Source organism: Streptomyces sp. YIM 121038 (genome assembly GCF_006088715.1).
Classification (GTDB): Bacteria; Actinomycetota; Actinomycetes; order Streptomycetales; family Streptomycetaceae; genus Streptomyces.
In genome coordinates, this window is the sequence record NZ_CP030772.1 from 885636 (window position 1) to 909998 (window position 24363).

Here is a 24363-nt window from a genome sequence, read left to right on the forward strand (position 1 = left end):
GTCGTCCTGCGGAGGGTGGTAGGAGAAGAGGTGTCTGCTGACCTGCGAGGGTGGGAGTTCCTACGCCTCCACCCGGCACCGTCAGCAAGGCACCTCGTAAGCGGAATCCTCCCATACCGCTGCGGCGACGGTCGCGGCGTTCGATGACCCGAATCTTCTCGCCCACGGCGGGCTCGCGCCAGTGGTGCGGCTGGCGGAACGGTGCAGTCTGCCCGTGCTGGTGCGGGACAAGGTCCGGCTGGCCAGGGCGGTGAACGGCACCGGGACGGCTGCGGACGCGAAGGTGATGTCGCTGGTCGCGGCGATGCTCGTCGGCGCCGACAGCGTCAACGGCACCGACGTGCTGCGGCACGACGCGATGACCAAGGCATTCACCGGGATGCGGGCACCGTCCATGCTGGGCACCTTCCTGCGCGCCTTCGCCATCGTCTATCTGGACATCACATCGACTCCAAGGTGAAGCAGGTCTACGGGGCCGCAAAACAGGGGGCCGAGCACGGCTACACCAAGGTCCGGGGCCTGCACTTCCAGATCGTCACCGCTTCCACCTCACTCGTGGCCCCGGCCATTGTGGCCACCCGGTTGCGCAGGGGCTCGGCCGGCTCGGAGTGCCGCTCTGCTGATCTCCGAGGGACTGTCAATCTACTGATCTCTTCGGGGTGTTGTCGGGTGGTAGTCGGTGATGGTGAGTCCGGTGCTGGCGAGGCATCCGTCGATGAGTTCGGGGTGGTGCTGGATGTGCCGTAGTCCGCGGCGGAGGGTACGTTCGAGGTGGTCGTCGTCGGTGAAGGCGACGCTGGCCAGCGGTCCTCTGCGCAGGAGCGACCACACTCCCTCGACCGGGTTCAACTCCGGCGCGTAGGAGGGAAGGTGGACAATAGTGAGCCAGTCATGGGCATCGGCGTACTTGCGTAGCGCGGCGGCTCTGTGCGTGCTCAAGTTGTCCCAGACGAGCACGATGGGGGCGCCGAGCTGGATGTGCGCGCGCACGGCCAGGTCGCGGTAGTCGCACCAGTCGAAGCTCCTGCGTCCGGAGCGATTGGGGGACGGGTTTCGCCTCGGCCGAAAGATCAGCCTTGAGGTCTCGCCGGGCTTGTAGCAGCACATTGCGGCGATCGAGTAGCGGCGCCAGGACCGGCCCCGGACCTGCACCACGGGCGTGTGGCCACGTCGGGCCCAGGTGCGGGCGATGGACGGCGTCATTGCAAATCCGGCCTCGTCCTCAAACACGAGGTAGGCCCCGAGCGTCGCCGCTATAGTTCCACCTGCGGCCACACCTCCTTCTTCCACAGCTCGACCGCGCGCTCGTCTCGTTCCAGGGCACGACGTGCCGGGCACTGCCAGGACCAGCCGTGCCGATGCATGAGCCGCCACACGGCCGCCGACGAGCACACGACACCGAAGGTGCGGGCGATCAGTTCTCTGACCCGCTGGAGCGTCCACCGCTGGTCCTCCCAGCCGTGTGCGGCCGGCCCCCGCGCCAGCTCAGCCTCCAGGGCGGCGAACTGGCCATCGGACACCTTGGGCAGCTTCGCCGCCCCCGATGAGGCAAGACCTCCCATGCCGCCGTGCCGCCACGCATGCCGCCAGCGTTCCACCGACCGCTCACTCACCCGCAATTCCCTCGCGATCGCCGCGGTCTTCTCACCCCGCTCGAACCGCTGACCGGCCTCAAACCGGATCCCTTCACGGAACCGCTGCCGCTCCGGAGTCAGCCCTCCACCCTGCGCATACCGCATAGTCCCGGCTTACCGCAGGGATCAAGGAACGTCACCACCCGACAACACCCCGAAGAGATCAGTAACGGTAGTTCGTTAAATCCGGCGGTAGAGGTCGAGGGGTTTGCCGGTGGTGACCGCGTCGATCAGGGACTGGAGGTGAGCGGGTGGGTCCTTGTCGGTCCAGGCCTGCCACCAGCGTTGCAGGGTGGTGGCGGGGGTGAGCCAGGCCCGGATGGCGCGTAAAGCCCTGGGCCAGCAGGGCAGTTGGGGCTGGTGGGGCATGGGGGTGCCCCCTCTCTGCCCGGTCGTCGGGGCAGGGGTCGGGAGCGGTGGTGTCCACGGGTCCGGGTGGGGCGAACCATTGGTCCCAGCAGAAGGAGAACGCGCAGTTCACCAGGGTCTGGTGACGTGCGATAGCGCGGGCGGACCGGACCTGGAAGTCGGCCCACCCGAGCTCGTCCTTGATCTGTTTGTAGCTCTGCTCGATCCAGGGCCGCAACCCGTACAGCCGGACGATCTCGGCGAGGTCGGCGGGCGGGTGGGGGTCGGTGGCGGCGTGGGGTGCGTCGGGGTGGGGCAGGTTGGTGGCCAGGTACCAGGTGGCCTTGGGCGGCAGGGTGGCCGGGTCGGTGGTGGCCACGACCAGCCGTACCCGGTTATGGGGTCCCCAGCCGCTCAGGCGGGCGTCGGCGGCCCACCAGGTCTCGGTGTGCCCGTCGCGGAAGTGGCGCTCAACCGGTGTCCAGTCGCCGGGGTGTTCGGGGTCGTGCCAGGCCAGGGCGCTGGCGGCGTCGACGGGGGTGTGCGGCTGGTGGGCGGGTGCCCAGGTGCCGCGGTGCGGCTTGAGGTGAACCACGTAGGGCAGGCGGGCCTCGCGCAGCGCGAGATACCAGTCGTCGCTGACGGAGTAGGCGCAGTCGGCCACCACCGCCCGGCACGCGAAGCCCGCCTCCTTGCCCCGGGCCGTAAGAGCTGCGGCGATCTGCGGCTTGGTGCGGAAGGCGGGATCACGCCGGCCGCGCGGGAAGTGGTGGGCGGGGGTGTAGGGCTGGGCGTGCAGCGGGTAGTACACCCGCCCATCGGTCCATACCGTGGTCACTGTGACGATGCAGTTGTCTGTCTTGCCGTACCGGCCCAGCCACTGCCGGCCCACGTGGGCGGTGGCCGTGCCGTCCTTGCGGTCTCCGGAATCGTCGATCACGATGACCCCGCCCGGGTGCGGAGCGGTTTCCGGCTGCTCGCGCAGCAACTCAAGCCGTCTGCTGTTGACTTGCCCGGCGTCCCAGGCAGACTCGGACAGGAAGAACTGCAACCGTTGCACCGCCGGGTTGCGGGCACCGACGACCGGTTCCGCACCGGCCAGACAGGTCAGCGTCTTGTTCCGGTCCCGCGGCGCCAGCAGGCCCGTGAGGTACTCGCGGAATCCCCGCCGTTGGGCCAGGGAGGCGAACAGGTCGTCGAAGCACGCGGCATACCTCTCCAGCGGTCCCGGCGCCGGTGGACACGGGCGACGAGCGGTCATCGTCACCACCCCCACCATCCGGACTACCGCTGCCCTGCCCCCAAGTCAACGAACTACCGGTAGTGCGGGAGAAGGGGGAGCTGTCCCAGGCACGGCTGGCCGTCTCCCCATTACCTTCTTGGTGGCCCCGCAATGGGGCGCCCGGCCTCCGGAGTTGGCATGACTTTCTCCCCCTGTCGAACGCATGGCAATGCCGTTGCTTTTGGGGCTACTGAGGTTGATCCTTTGGAGACTCTGCTGGTGAATTTCACCCGGCGGCAGGAGCGGCTGAGGCATCTTCTGGGACGGTGGTGGGAGAGTCGATGACGCGGGGAGCCGGTGGGGTGATCCGTGATGTCGTTGTGGCCTCGGCCTGGTTATGTGTTTCCTGCGGTGACGGCCCGAGTCGCCCGGGCGGCGTTCCCGAAGGGCTCGCTGGCGATCCGGACCCGGGACGCACTCGGTGAGATCTTCCAGGATGTCGAGTTCGCCGAGCTGTTCGCGGTCCGCGGCCGGCCCGCGCTTTCCCCGGCCCGACTGATGACAGTGCTGGTGCTCCAGTTCACCGAGGGCCTCACCGGCCGGCAGGTCGCCGACGCGGTACGCGCCCGGGTGGACTGGAAGTACGCGCTCGGTCTGGAGCTGGAAGACCCAAGGTTTGACGCGTCGGTGCTCAGTGAGTTCCGTGCCCGGCTCGCCGCGGACGGGCAGGCGTCCCGGTGGCTGGAGCTGATGGTTGCCCGGCTGCGGGAGAAGGACCTGGTGACAGTGGGCGGCCGACAGCGCACGGATGCCCCCCCATGTACTGGCGGCCACCCGCGCATTGAACTGGCTGGAGCTGGTCACCGAGACCATGCGGACCGCCCTGGAGGCCCTGGCCGCTGCGGCTCCCGAGTGGCTCATCGCCCACGTGGACGAGGAGTGGTTCGAGCGGTATGCCCGGCGCGCGGACGATTATCGGCTGCCGGATGGGGACACGGCTCGTACGGCGTTCGCCGTCACCGTGGGCCGGGACGGCATCGCGCTGCTGCAGGCGCTCTAACCTTGTCATTTATCCAGTTCGCCGGGGTTTCGTGCCCTTCTGGTGGTGGGCGGGTCGTGCGTAGGCCTCGCCGGTCGCGAGGACTCTGCCCACGTCATGGCGGGTGGCCGGGCGGTGGTTCTTCGAGCCGGGCGGACGGCCGGGGCCGGGCCGTGTCGGTTTCGGTACACCGGCCGGAGAGCCGGTCTTCGTGCGCAGGTTTCTGAAACCCCTGCGGACGCGGGCGGGTGTGAGTCTGTTCGGCGGAGACGGTTTCTCCCAGGGACGCCGGAGGTCGGTGGCCAGGGGACGGGCGAGCCGAAGCTGGGCATATGCGGAGATCACCAGCCAGGTCCACCGGTCGGCCGCCTCCGAGCTGCGAAGCCGGGGCTTGGTCCATCCGAGGGTCTGCTTGAACAGGCGAAACGTGTGCTCGATGTCGAATCTCCGCAGGAAGGACTGCCAGCAGCGGTCCACGTCGTCCGCGGTGGCGTCGGTGCCCGACCACCACAGCCAGACCGGCTTGTTGACCCCGCCGCTGGGCAGCTTCTCCACGACCAGGCGGATGACAGTGCCCTCGATGAGTGGCAGCGGCCCTCGTGGTCGAGCCAGGCCGCCCGACGCGTCAGCCTCGGATGCAGTCGGTCCCACGCCTGCGCGGTCGCCTTCCCGTAGAGCCGGGTGTCGGTGACGGTCACCACCTGCTCGGTGTCCCAGGTAGCGGGGTCGCCGAAGACGAACTCGCCCCCGTGCTTGGGCGGACGGCCTGGCCGACACACTCGTGGTGGTGTCGGGCGCCGCATGACGCGGTCGGAGCGGAGACGGCCGAGGATCTCGACGGGCAGGCCGCCCAGCAGATGGGCGATGCGGGGTGCGTCGTAGCCGGCGTCCAGGACGACCAGGACCTTCGGGTCACCCGGCTTCCACTGGCCGGCGGCCACGAGCCGTTCGACGACCTCGCGGAGTTGGACCGTGGCCACTGCAGCGACGTCAGCGCCGGCTCCAGACGGACCGCGTCAAGCACTGCCGTCCAGGACGTGCGGCCGGTCTCCAGCGCGGCGACGAACGAGTAGGGCCAGCCCGGGACCATCTGGTGCTTGCCTTCCCCGCGGCCGAAGGTGTGGCCGAAGGCCCGGTCAGCGCAGGTACCGGCGCCCGGCCGCAGCCACGGCGAGACGTCCGCGGCCAGGACGATCCGGCCGTCCGCCGCCTTCGGCAGCGGCATCCCGGCCAGCGCGCGACGCAATCGGGCGACATCGATCCGCCCCTGGTTCAGGCCACCGTAAAGGGCGCCGTGCCCGCGGCGGTGTTCCGGTGCGAGTGCGAGATCGACCAGCGTCCGCACTGGCCCGTCCGTGCACAACAACGCATCACACAACTCGAACATGGCGTCGCCCCGCGCGGTCAGAGATGCGTACAACTCCGTCCTGAAGCGTGACACTTCCGCGAACGCATCCCGCAGGACATCCTGATGCTCCAGACTCACAACCACGGCCTTCGTGCTGTTCCTCTGCCTCTGTGACGGAGCACAGGATCAGACGAAGGCCGCCTTCGCGTCCGCTGAACTGCGAAAACACTGATCAAGTTCGAGTCGCGTTCGACGCCACACCATAAATCACAAGCTCTGTGGACCGGGACGGAAGCCTCACGCTCAGTGACCAGGGCCAACTCGAGGCCCGCCCCCTGACAAAGACAGAATGCCGCGCCGCCCGCCGCCTGGTCGAGACCCGTGCACGCGATGAGGCCGACCTGCGTCTGCTGCTGGCCGCCCTCGGCCTGACGGACGCCCCACCGCCCGGCAGCACCCCTTAACAGGCGCATCAATACGGCGCGGCCTCGGTGTCCCCGGCCGCACGTCCACCCTGTGACGGCTCAGATGCGACGGTCCCGTGCCCCCGGGCGGTGGCCCAGGGGTCCTCGGGGGCGGTGGCCTGGGCCGGCATCATACGGGTGGCCCGATGGACGGCCACGGTGGCGAACGCCATCGAAGCGGCAACCTCATCCGCGTCCATGACCACCTTCGAGCGTCTTTCCCCCTCCGCCGTTTCTCACCGCTCGGTCCGCAGCCTGCCCACCACCAGACGAGCGCCCTTGCGAACCGAGGCAGCCACGTTCTCCGCGAGCTGCCGCCACACGGTGCAGTCCAGGAACGTCGGCTCCCCATCCCACCATGCATCCCTCTCCCGGTCAAAGACCCGTGGAGTCGAGGCGACGGTGAAATTGATCACCGGCGTCCCGTTCGGGGTGAGCCGCAACACGGGAGGCCTCCACCAGATTCCCGGTCACCGTCAACGGAATCTCGTTACGCATACCCCCGCCCCTCACACACCCCACCCACACCCCGTGCCTCCTCGCCTGCCCTTCGTGGCGCTGGAAAGCCAGCCACACCCCGCACAAGGGAAAAACTCCCTCATGCCGTCACTCCCGCCGCCACACACAGACCGGCTGCCAGACGGGCAGGTGCCCGCGCCGATGAGAACAGAGGGGGGTACAACGCAGCCGCCGCTGTGGCAGGGGAGGCCAGGCTCGCGACGGCTGCCAGACGATCTTCACGGCGCTGACGGGCGACGGCAAGCGATCCGACACCCTCCCGAAGGAAACAGGGCTTTCGTCCCGACCCTTCAGACAACCGCGAGCACGCCCGACACTCCGCCAGGCACCCTTCTTCCCTCCACCCAGCCAGACCCGTGTCAGGCCGCCATGGTGAACAGCAACGCGGCCAGGATGGTCGCGGCGGCCAGAACCAGCATCAGGTCCCGGAGCCGCCCCCACCAGAACCGCCGCTCATGCCCGCGCGGCAAGACCACACCACGCCCCACGCAAGCCTCACAAGCACACATCACAGGACACTTAACCGCGCACTCCCAGAAAAGCAACGGAATTGCACCCACACGGCGAGCACCGCATGGGTTCAACCAGCGCCAGCCCACTTCACCCCGATGGAGCGTGACCGGAACCAGGACGAGGCAGTTGTCTCACATGTCGCGTGCGGTGACATCCATCCCCCACGAAACCGCACCGATAGCCCTGCCCGGCCCCACGCCCGGGCAGGACCCCACACCCAAGTGCGACCAAGGCGACGCAAGCGCAGCCGGACCACCCAGACACGACCTCCACCAAACACCGGAAAGTTCTAGGAGAACAGCTCCCCTAGGACCACCGTGCTGACATGTCAGCACACAAAAACCCGGCCTGACCAACATTTCCGCAGGTCAGACCGGGTTTGCTGCTGTGGAGCCTAGGGGACTTACTGATCGTTTCAGCATGAGTTGAGCTGTGGGTCTTGTGCTTGCTGGTCTTGGTCGGCAGGCCGTCCCAGGTGCGTGCCGATCTTGTTCCTGATGGCCTGTGGGAGCGGGTGGCTCCCCTGTTGCCGCCGACTCCCGAGCGCCGCCGCTATCCGGGGCGACTGCGTATTCCGGACCGAACGGCGCTCGCCGGCGTCATGTACGTGCTGCGGACCGGTGTCACCTGGCGTGATGTCCCCGCGGAGACGGTGGGCTGCTCCGGGGTGAGGGCCTGGCGCCGGCTGCGGGACTGGACCGAGGCCGGCGTATGGCCCCGCCCGCACGCCGCCCTGCTCAGCGAGTTGCGCCGCGCCGATCTATAGGACCTGGACGACTGTGCCGTGGACGGCTCGCACGTTCGGGCATTGAAAGGGGGGGGGGATCACGTCGGTCCCTCACCCGTCGACCGGGCCCGGCCCGGCTCCAGGCACCACCTGACCCTCGACCATCACGGGCCCCCTCGCCGTCACACTCACTGGCGGCAGCCGGCACGATGTCACCCAGATCCTGCCACTGCTGGACGCGGTCCCGCCGATCCGGGGCCTGCGGGGCCGCCCCCGCCACCGGCCCCGGCGACTGTACGCAGACCGGGGCTACGACTACGACAAGTACCGCCGCCTGCTGTGGAAACGCGGCATCAAACCCATGACCGCCCGACGCGGCGTCGCCCACGGCTCCGGACTGGGCAAAGTCCGCTGGGCGATCGAGCGCGCCTTCGCCTGGCTGCACCAGTTCAAGCGACTCCGCCTCCGCCACAAGCAACGCGCCGACATCCACCAGGGACTGCTCGAACTGGCCTGCAGTCTCATATGCCTCCGCCGCCTACGAACCTCGTTCTGAAACGATCAGTTAAACCCGGAACTGAGACCCTTCTCACCTGCGGTTTTGTCAGAGAACCGGGATGAACAACCCCGTTTCCATCCGACTCGATCTCCCTCGGTCCGGCTCCGTCCGGGACGTGTGCCCACGCGTGGGCACACCCGGACTGGCGTTTGCATTCAACAATCCGAAGTCGCGAAGTGCCCTGCTCGAGGACCCATCGGGGCGGCGCAAGATGCAGTTTGCAGCGAATTGCTGTGGCGCACTCCCGCGGCGTGTCTCCGTCAGCTGTTCTCCGGTTCGGGCCGGGGCAGCTCGTCCAGGTCGAGGGTGAAGGTCCGCCCGTCGGCCAGCTCGATGGGGAGCTTGCCGGTGCCGTAGGGGTGGGTGCGTGCCGTGATGTAGCCGGCCCCGGCGGGTTCGGTGTGGACGACGACCTCCCCGGCGTACGGGTCCACGATCACGTAGACCGGAATGCCGTAGCGGCCGTACTTGGCAGTGCAGTCGTCGTAGTCCTTGCGTGCGGAGGAGACCGAGACCACCTCGGCGATCAGCAGGACGTCCTCGAAGCTGTAGCGCTTGCCCTGCTTCCGCGCGTCCTCACGCAGGATCGCCAGGTCGGGGGCGGAATTCTCGTCGGCAGGAAAGTCGATGTAGACGTCGGACGTGACCTTCGCGTGACGACCGAGAGCGAGGGTGTCGATCTGCATCGAGCGGATCGTGCTGGAGTGCTCCTCACTCTGCGGAGTCATGATCACCTTCCCGTCGGCACCGAAGAAAACCGTGTACCCGGCGGGAAACTCGGTGTACAGGATCGCGTCGACGCTCATCAACGACTCCTTCCGTCACCTCTCAGAATACGGTCGCGACAGCGCGGCGGGGTGCGATGTGGCGGCCCCTGGGCGAGCAGGGCCGGACTGACACCGACCGGGCGGGGAGTCGCAAGCTACCTGCTCACCAGAGTGCTGCTCGGACGCGCCCAGCGTCAACGGGCACCAACACCGCCGCCGGGCCGGGCACCACCGGCAGCAGCGGATCGTCCCCGTCGAACAGGCCCGGCTCCATTATCTTCCCGCACCCGTCGCAGTCGATCAGGACCGGCACCCCGTCGTCATCCTCGTCACCGGAAGCGGAGGACTGCCCCGGCCCTCTGATCAGCATTGAGGCCCGGATCAGACTCTGACCAACATCCACACAGGGTCTCTCACCGAACTCGCGGCAGATCTACATCCTGGTTGACCGGCGGGACTGGCAGCGAGGCATCAGCCGCCGCGCCAGTCCCCGGCCCTCCGGTTCCGGTCTGCCCGGTGCCCTCAGGAGAGGATGATCTGCACGCAGCCCGACTGGCTGGAGGCGCCGCTCTGAGCATTGACCTGGCCGTCGGAGTCGACCACCACGTCGCCTCCCTTGCCGGAGGAGCCACAGGCTTCGGGCACCGGCGTCGGGGGCAGTCCTCCGGCGCCACCCGGTTGCGCTGCCCGACTGCAGCGTTTTCGCTTGGCCGTCGCCTCCCCGCCCGCCGCTGCGCGCGCTGATGAGCGTGCTCCCCTGACAACTGCCGCGCTCGGTGGGATCCTCGGACGTACCGACGGAACCGCCGCGGCCTCCTCTGGCGCCGGAAACATTGGCCGTTTCCCCGCCGTCTCCTCCCTGTGCGGTGACGAGGTTCTTAATTCCGGTTTCCTCAGGGAGGAGAACCTGAGCGGCACTGCCACGAGCGCCCCCTCCGCCGCTCACCTGGGCCAACACCGGGAGGTACGATGACCGTATCGTCGGCCGCGGGGTAGACCTGTCCCGGGTCGTAGCCGATCGTGAAGCCGCATTCCGCGCCTGAGCCCCCACCTCCGCCCGAGGTTGCGCCACCCCTAGTAGGGCTTGGTCGGGTTGGTGCGGGGTCGGGGATGTCGCGGTGACAGGTGGGGCAGGCGCCGGTCCAGAGTGCGAGGAGTAGCTGCACTTCGCGGACGACTCGGTAGAGGCTCAGGCTGGCGCCGTCTCTTTTGGGGAGCGGGTCAGCCGCTGCAGGGTGCAGAAGGCGTGGGCGACCGAGACGAGGGTGACGTGTGGTGGTGCCAGCCGGGCCAGGTGCGGCCTTCGAAGCGGGCCAGGCCCAGGGCCTGTTTCATCTCGCGGTAGTCGTTTTCGATGCGCCAGCGGAGTTTCGCGGTGCGGACCAGGACGGGCAGCGGGGTGTGCTCGGGCAGGCTGGAGAGCCAGAACTGCACCGGTTCGTCCTGGTCGGCGGGCCATTCGGCCAGCAGCCAGCGCACCGGCAGCTCGGTGCCGGCCGTGGCTTTGCGGACTTCACGTCCGGCGGGGCGGATCCACAGGGCCACGAAGCGCGAGTACATGCGCTTGTCTCCGCTGCGGCCGCTGCCCGGCCGGGAGCCCTCGCGCCACTGCACCGGACGGGCTACGCGTTTCCCGGCCGCGATGACCAGTTCTTTCACCCTCAGGGCCGCCTCCGGGTAGGCGGGCACCGGCGGGCGGCCCTGGCCGGTGCAGGGCGGGGTGCACGGCCGGGCGTCCTCGGGCTGGGCGGTGGTCGTGGTGGAGATGCCCACCACGTAGTCGAGGCCGCGCTCTTCCAGGCCGAGCCGGAAGGCGGCGGTGTCCCCGTAGCCGCCGTCGGCGAGGACCTGGGGCACCTCGATGCCCCAGGACCACGTCTCGTCGATCATGCCGAGGGCCAGCTGCCACTTCTCAACGTGCCCCGCCCCGGCGGGGATGGCGCACTTCGCACGTCGTTTCACCTTCACTGCATCGGCCTTCGCCGAGGCGGGATCCCAGCTCTCGGGCAGGAACAGACGCCAGTTCACCGCCGCCGAGGCCCCGTTGGAAGCCAGATGCAGCAAGACCCCGGCCCGGCAGTGGGTGACCTTGCCCGGGGCTCGTACGTAAATAACTGTCAGATTGGATCTGCAGTGCTGTTCTCGGCAGGCCCAAGGCGGGTCTTCAGCTGGTCGAGAGTGCGTGCCGGTGATCCGGACATCGATGTGATGTCGATCTTGTGGAGATCGAGAATCCGGTGGCCGTCCTGGAATTGGTTGGACAGGTTGGTACGGGTGACTCCCAGCAGGTGGGCCATGAGGGTGCTGGTCACGGCCCTGCGGCGGCGGAGCAATGCGGTCAGGAGCCGATGGAAGTGGTCCAGGCTGCTGGTCTGTGGGTGGAGGTAGCTGCGCGGGCGATGGAAGCGGCGCTGGAAGAACGCCTCGGCCAGGGCGTCCCAGTACGGTTCCGAGATCTCCACCAGGTGTGCGAAGTCCGAGCGCGGGATGCCGGTCAGCACCGGATCGGTGAGCATCAAGGTCACGGCCGGATCGATCGGTTGGCGGGTCGGTGGCTCTTGGGAATGCTTCGCGCAGTCGCGGGCCAGGGTGTAGTTCCACTCGCCGTGGAAGGGGTCGGGCGTGATCGGCAGGGCGTGGAATTCGGCGACGTCACAGTGGCGCCCAGCGGGTAGCTGCCGGTGTCCAGCTCGGCGCCGATCGTGAGCCCGGCCCCGGTGGTCGTCGCTGTGATCGTCTCGATGACGACTTGGTAGCTGGTCAGTGGCTGGCCGCGCCAGTTGGCGGTGATGTGGCAGAACATCCGGTGCTCGATCCGGTTCCATTTCGATGTGCCGGGCCAATGCCGTTGTTTGAGTTACTGAAGCGTTGCCGGGCTGAGGGTGATCACCTTGGCGGGGACTCGCCGGGTGGGGCCGGGCTGCTGTTTCTTGACCGAGGGCGAGTATTTCGCGTCCGGGCGTTTGAGGACCCGTGGCGCACTACGGCTGCGGCGAGGCCCGGTGTCGAGCTTGCGGCGGATCTTGACTTCCAGCATCGCCAGGAATGCCCCGACGGCCGAGACGGCGTCCTTGGTCTGCTGGATCACGCTGCGCCGTACGTGCTTGTGAGCCTTGACGAAGGAGATCCGGTGCGGGTCGATCCGCTCGCCGTCGGCGACTCTCATGATGATCCCGTTCAGGCAGTGGTGCACCACCAGATGCGCCCAGACCTCCTGATGCGCCAGCGCCGGAGTGGCCGAGCGCAACACCTGCGCGGGTCCACGCTGGAACGTCTTGACCTGCCGGTAGGCCGATTCCGCCTCCCAGCGATCATGGTAGAGCGAGGCCAGCTCCGCTGCTGGATAGGCCTCGGCGTCCAGCAGATCGGTCAACAGCCTGATCAGCTCGCCGCCGTCGGTGCGGTACTCGACGACCCGGACCGTCACCCCGCCCGGATGCGAGGCCCGCTGCCTACCCAGGCTCACCCGCCCCAGGTAGCTCCCGTCCGGCAGCACCTCAAGCGGCCGGGAGGCGACCGTCGACCGAGCCCTCAGCAGCAGATGTGCTCCGGCGTGGGTGTACGCCTTCCACAGTTCCACCCCGGGGAAGTTGCGGTCCATGATGACCAGCATCCCGGCCGCGGAGGAGGCCATCTGTACCGCCAACTCCCGCTCGCCACCGTTGAAGCCTCCGATCCGGGCGTCGATCGAGGCGTGTGTGCCGGTCTCGGTCAGCGTCACCACCCGCACCTGCGGAAACCCGGCCGGCGCCCCGCGCGCGTCGCTCCACCCGCCAAAGAGCTCCCGGTTGGCCTTGTTGTCCGGCAGGTCCAGTACGAAGCCGTCGACGGCGGCCAACCGCATCCCGCGCCAGAACGCCGTGCCCACCCGGGCAGGGGCCACCGGTCCGCACACCCGACGGAACACCGTCTCCAACACCTCTGGCCCCAGGCGCTGCCGGGCGCGGGTGAACAAGGCCCGGTTCGGGATCGTCTCGTCCATTCCCTCCAGCGCCCCGACCAGGTTCTGCGCGACATCGTCGTAGGAGTCCTGCGCGAACAGCGCCAACGCGAGCGTGAAGTAGACCATGAACCGCGGCGAGAGAGCACCCGGCCTCACCCCGCCCCGGCCCCACGTCATCGGATCGCCCCGTCCACGGATGCATGACGTGTCAACGCCTGGCGAGCCGAATACCTCCCGCCCACCACGAACTGATGAATGGTCAAACAACGGCATTGGGTCCCGGGAGGGAAGTGGCACACCGTGATCTGAAGGCCGCTCTCGTGGGCGAAGGCGTGCAGCTGCTTCTTCCAGGTCCAGTAGCGGGGATTGTTCGAGCCGCCGGAGTCCGCCGTGATCAGCAGCCGGGTGGCGCGCGGGTGGTCGAGTCGTCCGCGTCGGCGCCACCAGCGACGGATGGACTCCACGGCGAACGCGGCGGTGTCGTGGTCGGTCCCGATGTTCACCCAGCCGGCGTTGGTGGCGAGATCGTAGATACCGTAGGGGATGACAACCGGCTGAGGCGCCCCCGGTGGTGTGGACACTCTGACAATGGATCTTGTGGATCCGAGGAAGGGTGTCCTGGTGGGACGAAGGTCTCCGTATCCGGCGGAGTTCAGGAACGATGCGGTGGCGCTGTACCGGACGGCGGGAGGGAAGCGCACATATGCCGCGGTCGCGGCGGATGTCGGGGTGACCGGCGAGACCCTGTGCAGTTGGGTGCGCCAGGCCGGCGAACAGGCCGGCCGCGCCAGCAGCCGCGGAGGGGAGTCTGCGGCGGAGAGCCGGGATGAGGAACTGGCGCGGCTGCGGGCGGAGAACGGCCGGCTGCGCAGGGCCGAGAAGGAGTGGGAACTCGAGCGGGAGGTCCTGCGCCGGGCAGCCCCGTATTTCGCCAAGGAGATGAGGGCATAACCCGCCGCTGGGACTTCATCTCCGCCCACCGCGCCGACTTCGGCGTCAAGCGGATATGCCGGGTCCTTCACGTGTCCCGCTCGGGCTACTACCGGTGGCTCGCCGGGGCGAAGGCCCGCAGCGAGCGGCGGGCCGCGGACTGCGCCCTGGTCGCTGAGATCCGCGAGATCCACACCGAGCACAAGGGCACGTACGGGGTCCGCCGGGTCCACGCCGAGCTGCGGGGCTTCGGGCATACCGTCAACCGCAAGCGCGTCGAGCACCTCATGAGGAAGCACGGGATCAAGGGCCGCCACCTGCGGCGCCGCAAGCGCACCACGGTCCCCGACCGGCTCGCACCACCCGCCCCCGGCCTCGTCCGCCGCGACTTCTCCGCCCGTCAGCCAGACGAGAAATGGTGCGGCAATCATCACCTACGTGCAGGTCGGCGGCTCGTGGCTGTATCTGGCCTGTGTCCTGGACATCTGCTCGTGCCGGGTGCTCGGCTACTCGATGGCCACCCATATGCGGTCCGAACTGGTCATCGACGCCCTGAAGATGGCCGCGTCGGCAGCGTCGGCGGGGTGATCTTCCATACGGACAGAGGCGCGCAATACACCTCGGACGCGTTCGCCCAGGTCTGCGCGGGTTTCGGGATCCGCAGGAGCATGGGCCGGGCCGGCTTGAGCTACGACAATGCCCTCGCCGAGTCGTTCTGGCAGGGGCTCAAGAGGGAGACGATGCACGAGAGGCTGTTCTCGACGGTGCGCCAGGCAAGGCTGGAGATCTTCCAGTGGCTCACCTACTACAACACGCGCAGACGCCACAGTGCCCTCAGCTACCTCTCGCCCACAGAGTTCGAACAACAGCACCTACGAGCAGATAGACTCACAATCGCGGCATGAGCCCCTGTGCCCACACACCGGGCGACGCCTCAGATCGCTGTTACACCAGATGAGGGGACACGACCCCGAACGGGGGCGGATCGCGAGCAGTGCGCGTACCTGTTGTGCAGGCTGGCAGGGGAGCCGACGGGCGCTCCGCCTGGCGAAGGAGAATCTTCTGTGACGAGCCGACGTTCAGTGAGCCGGGAACGGGTCCCCGCACAATCACGACGGGTGCCGCGCGTGCGGTGGAGCGGCCGGACATGGCTGGGACAGGTGACGGGCGTGGCCACCGTGCTGGCGGCTTCCTGTGCTGGCACACTGCTGGCCGCCCCGCTCGCGCACGCCGCAGACGACCAGCTGCCGGCCGGCTGCACGGCCGATGCCACGGCCGGCGCGGCCATCACGGTCGAGGACACCACCATCCCGGCGGGCGCCGCCTACATTGACTGCCCCCAGGGCATCACCACGCCCATGGTTCTGAACAACGGCAGCCACTTCGTCTACGTCCACGGCGGCAGCGTCAGTAGCAGCATCGATGCCTCCGACACCGGCAACACCGACACCATCCTCATCCAAGCCCCCAACGGCTCTGACAACACCGGCAGCTATTCCAAGGGCTCGGATACCCCTGGGCGTGGCGGCCGGGGTGCCGACGGCATCACCGGCACCGGCGCCGTCACCACCCACGGCGGCACTCTCAACCTCGCTGTCCAGGCAGGCACCGGCGGCAACGGCAACACCGGCAGCAGCACCCTTGGCATCGGTGGCCACGGCGGCACCGCCATCGCCGGCACGATCACCACGAACGGCGGCAGCAGCATCAGCGCCGCCGGTGGCAACGGCGGCAACGGCAACGGCAACGGCAATCTGCGCGGTGGCGACGGCGGTAACGCCATCAGCGGCACCGTTACCGCCGACACCAGCAACACCACTACTGTCCTGGCCCGCGGTGGCAACGGCGGCACAGGTCATAGCGCAGGTGGCGGCGGCGCAGGTGTCAGCGGCGAAGTCGATGCCCGTTGGGCCTCACAGTTCACTCTGTCCAGCACCGGGGGCAACGGCGGCGCCGGCTACTTCAGTGGTGCTGGCGGCGGCGCCGGTATCGGCGGAGCCGGCGCCAGCCACAGCCGGGATCTGGCCGCCACCGGGGGCGGCAACGCCCGAGTCGCCGGCCCCGGCGGCAGCAAGGGCTACGCGAAGGTTACGGGAGGCAACGGCGGCAACGGACTCAGCGGAGGCACTGCCGGTGGCGGGGGCGCTGGCACCGGCGGTGGCGGGGGGGACGTCAATAACGGTCAGGGCAACGGTGGCAGCGGTGGCAACGCCGAGGTCGAGGGCGTCAGCATCACCTCCGTCAGCGCCGGAGGCTACGGCGGCAGCGGGGACGGCGGCAATAGCGGGGGCGGCGGGGGCGGTGCCGGCATCGGCGGTGGTGGCGGTGGCAGCGTCAGCGTGGGCGGCGCAGGTGAGAACGCCAGCTTCCGCGGTCTCAATGTAGGCACCCCTGGCCTCGGCGGCATTCCCGGCGGCGGCAGGGGTGATTCCACCGGCAGCGGAGGCAGCGGTGGGGGCGGCTTCATGCCCTGACAGCGGCCATGCCAAGCGGTAGGGCCGAGGGCTGGCGCGGCAGCTGATGCTCCGTTTCCAGCCCCCTCCGCCCGAGGCGCATTCCATGGGTCGTCGCAACACAGTGGTCAACTGGCTGCCGCCAGGAGCTTAGCGAGACGCTCGGCTGGGGTTTCCCAGCCGAGCGTTTTACGTGGGCGGCCGTTGAGTTCGGCGGCCACGGCGTCCAGTGAGGCGTCGCCCGGTGTGTGGGCACAGGGGCTCATGCCGCGATTGTGAGTCGATCTGCTCGTAGGTGCTGTTGTTCGAACTCTGTGGGCGAGAGGTAGCTGAGGGCACTGTGGCGTCTGCGCGTGTTGTAGTAGGTGAGCCACTGGAAGATCTCCAGCCTTGCCTGGCGCACCGTCGAGAACAGCCTCTCGTGCATCGTCTCCCTCTTGAGCCCCTGCCAGAACGACTCGGCGAGGGCATTGTCGTAGCTCAAGCCGGCCCGGCCCATGCTCCTGCGGATCCCGAAACCCGCGCAGACCTGGGCGAACGCGTCCGAGGTGTATTGCGCGCCTCTGTCCGTATGGAAGATCACCCCGCCGACGCTGCCGACGCGGCCATCTTCAGGGCGTCGATGACCAGTTCGGACCGCATATGGGTGGCCATCGAGTAGCCGAGCACCCGGCACGAGCAGATGTCCAGGACACAGGCCAGATACAGCCACGAGCCGCCGACCTGCACGTAGGTGATGATTGCCGCACCATTTCTCGTCTGGCTGACGGGCGGAGAAGTCGCGGCGGACGAGGCCGGGGGCGGGTGGTGCGAGCCGGTCGGGGACCGTGGTGCGCTTGCGGCGCCGCAGGTGGCGGCCCTTGATCCCGTGCTTCCTCATGAGGTGCTCGACGCGCTTGCGGTTGACGGTATGCCCGAAGCCCCGCAGCTCGGCGTGGACCCGGCGGACCCCGTACGTGCCCTTGTGCTCGGTGTGGATCTCGCGGATCTCAGCGACCAGGGCGCAGTCCGCGGCCCGCCGCTCGCTGCGGGCCTTCGCCCCGGCGAGCCACCGGTAGTAGCCCGAGCGGGACACGTGAAGGACCCGGCATATCCGCTTGACGCCGAAGTCGGCGCGGTGGGCGGAGATGAAGTCCCAGCGGCGGGTTATGCCCTCATCTCCTTGGCGAAATACGGGGCTGCCCGGCGCAGGACCTCCCGCTCGAGTTCCCACTCCTTCTCGGCCCTGCGCAGCCGGCCGTTCTCCGCCCGCAGCCGCGCCAGTTCCTCATCCCGGCTCTCCGCCGCAGACTCCCCTCCGCGGCTGCTGGCGCGGCCGGCCTGTTCGCCGGCCTGGCGCACCCAACTGCACAGGGTCTCGCCGGTCACCCCGACATCCGCCGCGACCGCGGCATATGTGCGCTTCCCTCCCGCCGTCCGGTACAGCGCCACCGCATCGTTCCTGAACTCCGCCGGATACGGAGACCTTCGTCCCACCAGGACACCCTTCCTCGGATCCACAAGATCCATTGTCAGAGTGTCCACACCACCGGGGGCGCCTCACCACGCACCAGGCCCCACCAGGATGGTCAGCCTCACCAGCGGTTTCGAGGCGGCGCGAGGGGAGAACAAGGTCAGCGGAACGCACGCTCCTGATCATTCTTCGCTCCATCACACATGAACGCACTCCGGATCACACCCCGGGAAGCATGTTCACGTCGTGCGCCCCTGGCCTGCGCCTTCCTGTTGGTACCTGCATCTCGCAACGATGTGCAGCAGTCGTCCCGCCCATCAACGCTGCGGAGGAGGGTGCGATGACGCAAACAGGAGACACGCGCAGGCCGCGGGAGGTAGCCGAGCCCCCGGTCGAGAGCGGTGCATGGGAACGGTACTGGTCTGCCATCGGCAGCAGGGACATTCCTCCCTGGGACACCGATCCGGAAGGGCAGCTGAGCGACTGGTGCCGGCAGGTCAGCGGCCTGCTGCGCCCGGGGTTGCCGTTGATGGACGTGGCCTGCGGCAACGGACACCAGACGTCGTGGCTGGCACAGCGCTTCGCCACCTCTGTGGGTCCGGTCATCGGTGTGGATGTATCTGCAACGGCCGTGGCTCTGGCCCGCGAGCAGCAGTTGCACCTGTCCGGAGTCGACTATCCGGGGGTGCGTTTCGAGGTTGTCGATGTTCTCGACGACCAGGCGGTGAAGGCACTGGCCGCGCGTACCGGGCCGGCCAATGTGTGGGTGCGGTTCCTGCTGCACCTGCTGGACGATGACGACGCTCGTCGGCGCGCGATCGCTTCCCTCGCTACCCTCGCGGGCGGGCAGGGGAGGATCTTCGACTACGAGTTCCTGGCGCAGGAGCCGGGGAAGATGGAGGGCTATGCCGCTCGGCACACCAGTGTCCGCGCGGTATTCGAGGCGGGCGTGCGGCCGGGGCAGCTGATGCCCCGGGAACTGGCCGCCCTCTACCGCGACGCGGGCCTGACGGTGCTGACCGAACGCAGCGACGAGTTCCACGGCGCACACGGTCCGGCCGAGGGCACCTTCCACGCGGAATGGATCGTCGCAGGGGGTGAGCGCGATGCCGCTGCTGTGTAGGCCCGCAGTTGCCGTGCCCGAGCACGTGATCACGCAAGACGACACCCTGGCACTCGCCGCGCGACTGCACGCCGACCACCCGCAACTGCGCCTGGTGCTACGTCTGATCGAGCACACCGGCGTGGTCAAGCGCCATATCATCCGCCCCATCGACCAGACTCTGGAGCACTCCGGGTTCACGCACCGCAGCGGCGTGTTCGAACAGGAGGCTAAGAAGCGGGTGCCTCCCGTGGTCGACGAGGCCCTGGCCAATGCCGTTCTTGTGGCCGAGGACATCGATGCCATCGTCTTCGTGTCCTGCACCGGGTTCATGATGCCCTCGCTCACCTCATGGATGATCAACGAGCTGGGGTTTCGCACCGACACGGTGCAGCTGCCCATCGCGCAACTCGGCTGTGCCGCGGGCACCGCGGCGATCAACCGGGCCACCGACTACTGCGTCGCCCACCCCGGGGCCAACACCCTCATCGTGGCCTGCGAGTTCTGCTCCCTGTGCTACCAGCCCGACGACCACGACGTCAGCAGCCTTCTGTCCAACGGCCTGTTCGGGGACGCTGTCGCGGCAGCGGTGGTCCGCGGGGACGGCGAGGGCGTCGGAGTGATCCTGCGGGCACAGGCCTCCCATGTCATCCCCGGCACCAGCCAGTGGATCGCCTACGAGGTCAAAGACACCGGATTCCACTTCCGCCTCAACAAAGGCGTACCGGGCACCATGCAACAGGTCATGCCTGAACTGGGTGCATTCGTCGAGAAGAACGGGCTGCAACTGCCGGGCCTGGACTTCTACGTCGTCCACACCGGCGGCCCCCGGGTCCTGGACGCCCTGCGCACACACGGCCACGTTCCCGATCAAGGACTCCAGGACAGCTGGCACACCCTCGCCCACCACGGCAACATCGCCTCGGCCGCCGTCTTCGACGTCCTGTGCCGCACCGCCGACAGCCAACCCCGAGACGGGGCCTGCGGCATCATCGCTGGCTTTGGCCCCGGAATCACCATGGAGCTGGCCCTGGGCACCTGGCAGACAAGGCCCATGCACACCGTGCTCTCGACGCCCGCAGCAGGGGGACTTCAGTGAGCTTCGGGAGATCTTATGAGGAGTTCGAGGTCGGCGCCGTGTACCGTCACTGGCCCGGCAAGACCGTGACCGAGTACGACCACCACCTCTTCTGCCTGCTCACCATGACCCACCACCCGAAGCACCTGGATGCCCACTACGCCCAGACCTCCACGAACCTCAAACGGAATCCGGTACTGACCACTTACCTCTACTCCCTGGTATTGGGCATGTCCGTACGTGACGTAACAGGACAAGCCCTCAGCCACGACGAGGAACTTCTCGAACAAATTGCCCCGGTATTCCACGGGGACACCGTGTACGCACAGACCGAAGTGCTCGCCAAGCACGTCGTCCCCAACCGCCACGGCCGCGGCGAAGTGCAGGTCGAGACCCGGGGATTCACCCAGGAGGATACCTTGTTCCTGCGCGTGCGACGCCGCATCGCTGTTCCCAGGAGCTGAGCAATGCCCTCCGGACGGTATTTCGAAGACTTCGAGACAAGCGCGACGCTTCGTCACTGGCCCGGCAAGACCGTGACCGAGTACGACCACCATCTCTTCTGCCTGCTCACCATGCACTGCCACCCGCTGCACCTGGACCACCATTACGCACAGTCGGCCACGCGATGGCAACGGCCCCTCGTCACCAGTGCCTATGTCTTCTCACTTCTGTGCGGACTGTCAGCCCGGGACATCACCGGTCAGGCGATCACGCATCTGAGTTTCGGCTCCTTCTGCCACCCGGCTCCGGTCTTTCACGGAGACACCCTCTACGCCCAGACGCGAGTCCTCACCATGCGAGATCCCAGCCCGTCGAAACGAGGCGGCGAAGTCCACGCCGAAACATCCGGCCACAAACAAGACGGCACGCTCGTCTACAGCTTCACCAGACGGCTCATCGTGAACAAACGCTGTCCTGCCCGCCCAGCTACAGAACCCAGGGCCGCAGCAGAGCCCGATCGCTAAAGGGAGCCAGCCATGAAGGACTCCGACCTTCTCAGGCTCATCATCCACGGCACCACAGCCTTCGAGCTGCTCCACGCAGGCATCGAAACCGACTTGTTCGCCAGGCTGGAGGAGGCTGGCGGCCTGGACATTGCTGGCGTGGCAAAGGCGCTGAACATCGAAGAACAGCCCGCACGAGTACTTCTTCTCGGCCTCGCGGCCCTGCAGCTCATCAAGAAGGAAGGCAATAAGTACGTCAACTCCGAGATCGTCCGGTCGAAGCTCATCCCCGGCCCCCGTTATCTTGGCCCACTCATCGACCTCCACGCAAGAATCATCAATCCCGCCATGACCGACTTCACCCAGTCACTGAAGGAGAACAAGAACGTCGGCCTGCGCACCGTACCGGGACCAGGCGCCACTCTGTACGAACGCCTCACTAACCACCCACACCTGCAGCAATGCTTCTACCGCAATATGGGTAACGCGTCAGCGCGCACTCTTCCCACCTTCCTGGACACCGCCGACCTCGCCGACTTCACCCACCTGCTCGATCTCGGTGGCGGCGACGCCACCACCGCGATTGCCGCAGCCCGGCACCATCCCCATCTGGAACTAACGGTGTTCGATCAGGGTTCCTCACTGCATCTCGCCGCAGCAAACATCCAGGAGGCAGGGCTCGAGCAAAGAATTCACACCTACGCGGGGGATATCTTCTCAGCCGACTTTCCATGCGGGATCGACGGAATTCTTTACATCCACCTCTTCGAAGTCTGGTCACTGCAGCGCAACATCGAACTCCTGACGAAGTGTTATGAGGTACTACCCGAACAAGGAAGTGTATTCATCTATAACTTCGCATCGAACAACGACAATACCGGGCCACTCACGGCAGGTCTGGTATCGCCTTACTTCCTGACCCTTGCTTCAGGCGAAGGCATGAATTACTCCGCCCGCGACGTCACAGCCGTCCTGAAGGCCGCAGGATTCCAACATGTCGAAACCCACGACGACCTACCGTATGGACACACGCTTCACGTCGGCACCAAGTAGGCAGGTCGGCTCAATCTCCGCACCTGAGCGCCTTTCTACAGGAAGGCTGAGGGGCCCCGAAGTTTCCGGACAGGGGCTCAATAGGGTTTCCCTGAACAGGGAACGAGGGAGCACGATGTGGCGTCACTCAGCAAGTACACACCTGAGTTCCGTGAAGAAGCCGTCCGGGTCGCGCTGAGCTCGAGTAAGACGATCTCCGAAGCAGGCCGCGAGCCCGGGATGAACCCCGAAACCCTCCGGGGCTGGGTGAAGAAACACAAGGCACGCCAGGAGCCGGCGCCAGACGCGGAACTGACGCTCAGCGAACGAGCACGCCTCAAAGAGCTGGAACGCCGGATCCGCGAAGCCGAGATGGAAAACACCTTCCTGAAAAAAGCCGCAGCGTACTTCGCGGGGGATCCCCGGCAGCGAGCACGTACGAGTTCATCGACGAGATGCGGCTCGACACGACGGAGTACGCGTACAGCGTCGGGTACAGGTGCAAGCGACTCGGCGTCTCCAAATCCGGCTACTACGACTGGTGAGGCCGTCCCGAATCCGCGACAGCCGAACGGCGTGAGGAACTGAAACTGCTCATCACGAAGGCGTTCGAGGACTCCGACAGCACCTACAGCCACCGGCGCATCCACGCACAACCGCACCGCCGGGACGTCACCGCTGGCCTGGAGCCGGTCCGCCGCCTCACGCGCGAACCGGGCCTGGAGCCCTCCCAGCCGAAGCCGAAACGCTTCGGCCTCACCCAGGGCACCCCCGGCCCCGCGCCTGACCTCGCCGGCCGGAACTTCACCGCCGACGCTCCCGGCCAAAAGCCGGTCGGGGACATCACCTACGTGTCCACCAGTGAGAGGTGGCTGTACCTGGCGACCGCCATCGACCGCCGCACGAAGGAAGCCATCGGCTACGCCATGGACGACCACTACCACACCCCCCTCACATCCCGGGCCATCCGCAACACAGCCCGGAACAGGAAACTCACAGACGGCACAATATTCCACTCGGACCGCGGATCGAACTACAGGCCAGCCGAGCACGGTGAGACATTGAAACACCTCGGCCTTCCACGTTCCGCCGGACGGACCGGGACCTGTTTCGATAACACTATGACGGAATCATTCTTCGCGGCGCTGAAGAACGAGCGTGTATCCAGGATGACTTACCTGACACGCGAAGCCACCCGGCAGGACATCACTCGACACATCGAATCCTGGCACAAACACAAACACCTCCACTCGGCAGTGGGTAACCGCCCACCTCGCGAAGTCCACACCGAATACCAGACATTACACATCGCGGCGTGAAGTCATCACCAGACACCTGCCCGGAAAGCGCGAGACCCCTCACTTCGTAGCTGATTGGCCGTTGGAGGAGGTATGCCCGAAGGGCGCCACCCCGCGGGGTGGCGCCCTTCGGGCATACCTCCTCCAACGGCCGCTTACGGGTGTGGGCGTCGGCCCCATGTGGACAGGGTGAGGAAGGCGAGGCCGGTGTAGCTGCCGCTGGCCAGCAGTTCCCTGCAGTCGGTGAGATCCTGCTGTGCGACAAGGCCCTGGTGCACCATCGCTGGTCCGAGTTGTTCGAGGGTGAGCTGTGTGAGTGCGTCGGCGTTGCCGTTCCGGCCCACCCGGCCCGGGATACACATGAGATCGACGTCTTCCAGGCCTGCCTGTGCGAGCAGCCGCGGCAGGGCGGTGGCCACCGGACATCGACCTGCATCTGGCCGGATACCAAGGTGATCAGAGCGTCCATGCAGCGGTGGTAGGCGTTCTGAGCGCCGTCGGGGGATGAGACCACGATCAGCCCGTCTACACACACCCAGCCTCGGGGGGCGGTCCAGCGCACCATCCGTGCGATGGTCTTGTCGCGTTCGGGCAGGTGCTCGAGCAGTGCGCGTGCGTGGACGAGGTCGAAGGATGCCGCCGGAAAATCGTCCCGGACGACGTCGTGGCGCAGGACGGTCAGGTTCGGCACTCCCTGAGGCAGCAGTCGGGTGTCGGTGTCGGTGACCACCACTTCCCCCGGCGCGCACTGCCGGGCCAGCCACTGTGCAATGGAGCCGGCACCACCCCCAGCTCCAGGCAGTGCCAGCCCGCTTGGAGCCCCCGGCCGCTGATGGCTGCACGCGTGATTGGGTCGGCAAACTTCTCCAGGGCGCGCAGACGCCGTAACTCCAGTGGCGTTTGGTAGTCGAGAAGCCCTGCCCCGTAGTGATGCTCGCGAGACTCGCCAGGTGTCGCTGTCGCTGGCATGACCATGCTCCCTTGGTG

Annotated in this window: 18 protein-coding genes and 9 pseudogenes; 12 read left to right on the top strand and 15 right to left on the bottom strand. The window is 67.4% G+C overall.

Going from position 1 to position 24363, the window contains the following annotated elements; genetic code table 11:
• Positions 1–214: 214 nt before the first annotated feature.
• Complete coding sequence (locus tag C9F11_RS46810; RefSeq protein ID WP_138968639.1) at positions 215–460, top strand: hypothetical protein; 246 nt, start codon at positions 215–217, stop codon at positions 458–460.
• A gap of 182 nt (positions 461–642) precedes the next feature.
• Here the strand turns inward: C9F11_RS46810 and C9F11_RS46815 are convergent, their stop codons facing one another.
• The 3 genes from C9F11_RS46815 to C9F11_RS46825 are packed head-to-tail and all read right to left on the bottom strand — an operon-like array spanning position 643 to position 3243.
• Positions 643–1257, bottom strand: a complete 615-nt coding sequence (locus C9F11_RS46815) for an IS630 family transposase (protein ID WP_138968809.1) — start codon at positions 1255–1257, stop codon at positions 643–645.
• Positions 1254–1739: a winged helix-turn-helix domain-containing protein gene (locus tag C9F11_RS46820; protein WP_138968208.1), complete on the bottom strand. Its 486-nt coding sequence runs from the start codon at positions 1737–1739 to the stop codon at positions 1254–1256. Before C9F11_RS46820 ends, C9F11_RS46815 begins: the two co-directional genes overlap by 4 nt.
• Before the next feature lie 58 nt (positions 1740–1797).
• Positions 1798–3243 (bottom strand): IS701 family transposase, encoded by a 1446-nt coding sequence (locus C9F11_RS46825; RefSeq protein WP_138968419.1) that lies wholly within the window; start codon positions 3241–3243, stop codon positions 1798–1800.
• Positions 3244–3762: 519 nt separating this feature from the next.
• Between C9F11_RS46825 and C9F11_RS49570 the strand changes: the two are divergent.
• Together C9F11_RS49570 and C9F11_RS48035 are read left to right on the top strand one after the other, a co-directional pair.
• Positions 3763–3870 (top strand): annotated as a pseudogene (locus C9F11_RS49570) (transposase); the annotation flags it as partial.
• Positions 3871–4012: 142 nt separating this feature from the next.
• Positions 4013–4264: a hypothetical protein gene (locus C9F11_RS48035; RefSeq protein ID WP_171076174.1), complete on the top strand. Its 252-nt coding sequence runs from the start codon at positions 4013–4015 to the stop codon at positions 4262–4264.
• A gap of 9 nt (positions 4265–4273) precedes the next feature.
• Here C9F11_RS48035 and C9F11_RS46835 read toward each other — a convergent pair.
• Together C9F11_RS46835 and C9F11_RS46840 are read right to left on the bottom strand one after the other, a co-directional pair.
• Positions 4274–5705 (bottom strand): annotated as a pseudogene (locus C9F11_RS46835) (NF041680 family putative transposase).
• 586 nt (positions 5706–6291) lie between these two features.
• Positions 6292–6501 carry a single-stranded DNA-binding protein gene (locus C9F11_RS46840; RefSeq protein WP_171076255.1) on the bottom strand — a complete coding sequence of 70 codons (210 nt, stop codon included), beginning with the start codon at positions 6499–6501 and terminating at the stop codon, positions 6292–6294.
• A 1061-nt stretch (positions 6502–7562) separates the two neighbouring features.
• On the opposite strand from C9F11_RS46840, the pseudogene C9F11_RS46845 reads away from it, so the two are divergent.
• Positions 7563–8370, top strand: a pseudogene (locus tag C9F11_RS46845) (IS5 family transposase).
• A gap of 263 nt (positions 8371–8633) precedes the next feature.
• On the opposite strand, the gene C9F11_RS46850 reads toward C9F11_RS46845, so the two are convergent.
• The 7 genes and pseudogenes from C9F11_RS46850 to C9F11_RS46870 all read right to left on the bottom strand — a co-directional run bounded on the left by C9F11_RS46850 (position 8634) and on the right by C9F11_RS46870 (position 13664).
• Complete coding sequence (locus C9F11_RS46850) at positions 8634–9179, bottom strand: Uma2 family endonuclease (RefSeq protein WP_138968645.1); 546 nt, start codon at positions 9177–9179, stop codon at positions 8634–8636.
• Positions 9180–9662: 483 nt separating this feature from the next.
• Positions 9663–9785 carry a hypothetical protein gene (locus tag C9F11_RS49845; protein WP_269078171.1) on the bottom strand — a complete coding sequence of 41 codons (123 nt, stop codon included), beginning with the start codon at positions 9783–9785 and terminating at the stop codon, positions 9663–9665.
• 544 nt (positions 9786–10329) lie between these two features.
• Positions 10330–11234: pseudogene (locus tag C9F11_RS46855) on the bottom strand (IS701 family transposase); the annotation flags it as partial.
• Positions 11235–11257: 23 nt separating this feature from the next.
• Positions 11258–11665, bottom strand: coding sequence for a hypothetical protein (locus C9F11_RS48040; RefSeq protein WP_171076175.1), 408 nt, complete (start codon positions 11663–11665; stop codon positions 11258–11260).
• 60 nt (positions 11666–11725) lie between these two features.
• Positions 11726–11979 (bottom strand): annotated as a pseudogene (locus C9F11_RS46860) (ISAzo13 family transposase); the annotation flags it as partial.
• 18 nt (positions 11980–11997) lie between these two features.
• Positions 11998–13356, bottom strand: a complete 1359-nt coding sequence (locus C9F11_RS46865) for an IS4 family transposase (protein ID WP_138968649.1) — start codon at positions 13354–13356, stop codon at positions 11998–12000.
• The gene (locus C9F11_RS46870; RefSeq protein ID WP_171076257.1) at positions 13257–13664 is read right to left on the bottom strand and encodes a hypothetical protein; all 408 of its coding nucleotides are present in this window, start codon (positions 13662–13664) and stop codon (positions 13257–13259) included. Before C9F11_RS46870 ends, C9F11_RS46865 begins: the two co-directional genes overlap by 100 nt.
• 40 nt (positions 13665–13704) lie before the next feature.
• Between C9F11_RS46870 and C9F11_RS46875 the strand changes: the two are divergent.
• Together C9F11_RS46875 and C9F11_RS49850 are read left to right on the top strand one after the other, a co-directional pair.
• A pseudogene (locus tag C9F11_RS46875) lies at positions 13705–14918 on the top strand (IS3 family transposase).
• Positions 14919–15182: 264 nt separating this feature from the next.
• Complete coding sequence (locus C9F11_RS49850) at positions 15183–16487, top strand: hypothetical protein (RefSeq protein WP_171076258.1); 1305 nt, start codon at positions 15183–15185, stop codon at positions 16485–16487.
• A gap of 241 nt (positions 16488–16728) precedes the next feature.
• Here C9F11_RS49850 and C9F11_RS46885 read toward each other — a convergent pair.
• Positions 16729–17942 (bottom strand): annotated as a pseudogene (locus C9F11_RS46885) (IS3 family transposase).
• Between the two features lie 317 nt (positions 17943–18259).
• On the opposite strand from C9F11_RS46885, the gene C9F11_RS46890 reads away from it, so the two are divergent.
• The 6 genes and pseudogenes from C9F11_RS46890 to C9F11_RS46920 all read left to right on the top strand — a co-directional run.
• Positions 18260–19042, top strand: coding sequence for a class I SAM-dependent methyltransferase (locus C9F11_RS46890; protein WP_171076259.1), 783 nt, complete (start codon positions 18260–18262; stop codon positions 19040–19042).
• Positions 19026–20120 (top strand): type III polyketide synthase, encoded by a 1095-nt coding sequence (locus C9F11_RS46895; protein WP_138968872.1) that lies wholly within the window; start codon positions 19026–19028, stop codon positions 20118–20120. Before C9F11_RS46890 ends, C9F11_RS46895 begins: the two co-directional genes overlap by 17 nt.
• On the top strand, positions 20117–20563 hold the full coding sequence (locus tag C9F11_RS46900; RefSeq protein ID WP_138968655.1) for a MaoC family dehydratase: 447 nt from the start codon (positions 20117–20119) through the stop codon (positions 20561–20563). Before C9F11_RS46895 ends, C9F11_RS46900 begins: the two co-directional genes overlap by 4 nt.
• 3 nt (positions 20564–20566) lie before the next feature.
• Positions 20567–21067: a MaoC family dehydratase gene (locus C9F11_RS46905; RefSeq protein WP_138968657.1), complete on the top strand. Its 501-nt coding sequence runs from the start codon at positions 20567–20569 to the stop codon at positions 21065–21067.
• Positions 21068–21079: 12 nt separating this feature from the next.
• Positions 21080–22099, top strand: coding sequence for a methyltransferase (locus C9F11_RS46910; protein ID WP_138968659.1), 1020 nt, complete (start codon positions 21080–21082; stop codon positions 22097–22099).
• Between the two features lie 539 nt (positions 22100–22638).
• Positions 22639–23397: pseudogene (locus C9F11_RS46920) on the top strand (IS3 family transposase); the annotation flags it as partial.
• Positions 23398–23531: 134 nt separating this feature from the next.
• Here the strand turns inward: C9F11_RS46920 and C9F11_RS49580 are convergent.
• Both C9F11_RS49580 and C9F11_RS49585 read right to left on the bottom strand, forming a co-directional pair.
• Positions 23532–23795 carry a hypothetical protein gene (locus C9F11_RS49580; protein WP_249402431.1) on the bottom strand — a complete coding sequence of 88 codons (264 nt, stop codon included), beginning with the start codon at positions 23793–23795 and terminating at the stop codon, positions 23532–23534.
• 167 nt (positions 23796–23962) lie between these two features.
• Positions 23963–24109 (bottom strand): annotated as a pseudogene (locus C9F11_RS49585) (class I SAM-dependent methyltransferase); the annotation flags it as partial.
• Between the last annotated feature and the right edge of the window lie 254 nt (positions 24110–24363).

Coding starts and splice junctions, on each gene's coding strand:
- C9F11_RS48035 (WP_171076174.1), top strand. CDS start 4,013: ATGCCCCCCCATGTACTGGCGGCCACCCGCGCATTGAACTGGCTGGAG.
- C9F11_RS46895 (WP_138968872.1), top strand. CDS start 19,026: ATGCCGCTGCTGTGTAGGCCCGCAGTTGCCGTGCCCGAGCACGTGATC.
- C9F11_RS46905 (WP_138968657.1), top strand. CDS start 20,567: ATGCCCTCCGGACGGTATTTCGAAGACTTCGAGACAAGCGCGACGCTT.
- C9F11_RS46850 (WP_138968645.1), bottom strand. CDS start 9,179: ATGAGCGTCGACGCGATCCTGTACACCGAGTTTCCCGCCGGGTACACG.
- C9F11_RS46820 (WP_138968208.1), bottom strand. CDS start 1,739: ATGCGGTATGCGCAGGGTGGAGGGCTGACTCCGGAGCGGCAGCGGTTC.
- C9F11_RS46910 (WP_138968659.1), top strand. CDS start 21,080: ATGAAGGACTCCGACCTTCTCAGGCTCATCATCCACGGCACCACAGCC.
- C9F11_RS46825 (WP_138968419.1), bottom strand. CDS start 3,243: ATGACCGCTCGTCGCCCGTGTCCACCGGCGCCGGGACCGCTGGAGAGG.
- C9F11_RS46865 (WP_138968649.1), bottom strand. CDS start 13,356: ATGCCGTTGTTTGACCATTCATCAGTTCGTGGTGGGCGGGAGGTATTC.
- C9F11_RS46890 (WP_171076259.1), top strand. CDS start 18,260: ATGACGCAAACAGGAGACACGCGCAGGCCGCGGGAGGTAGCCGAGCCC.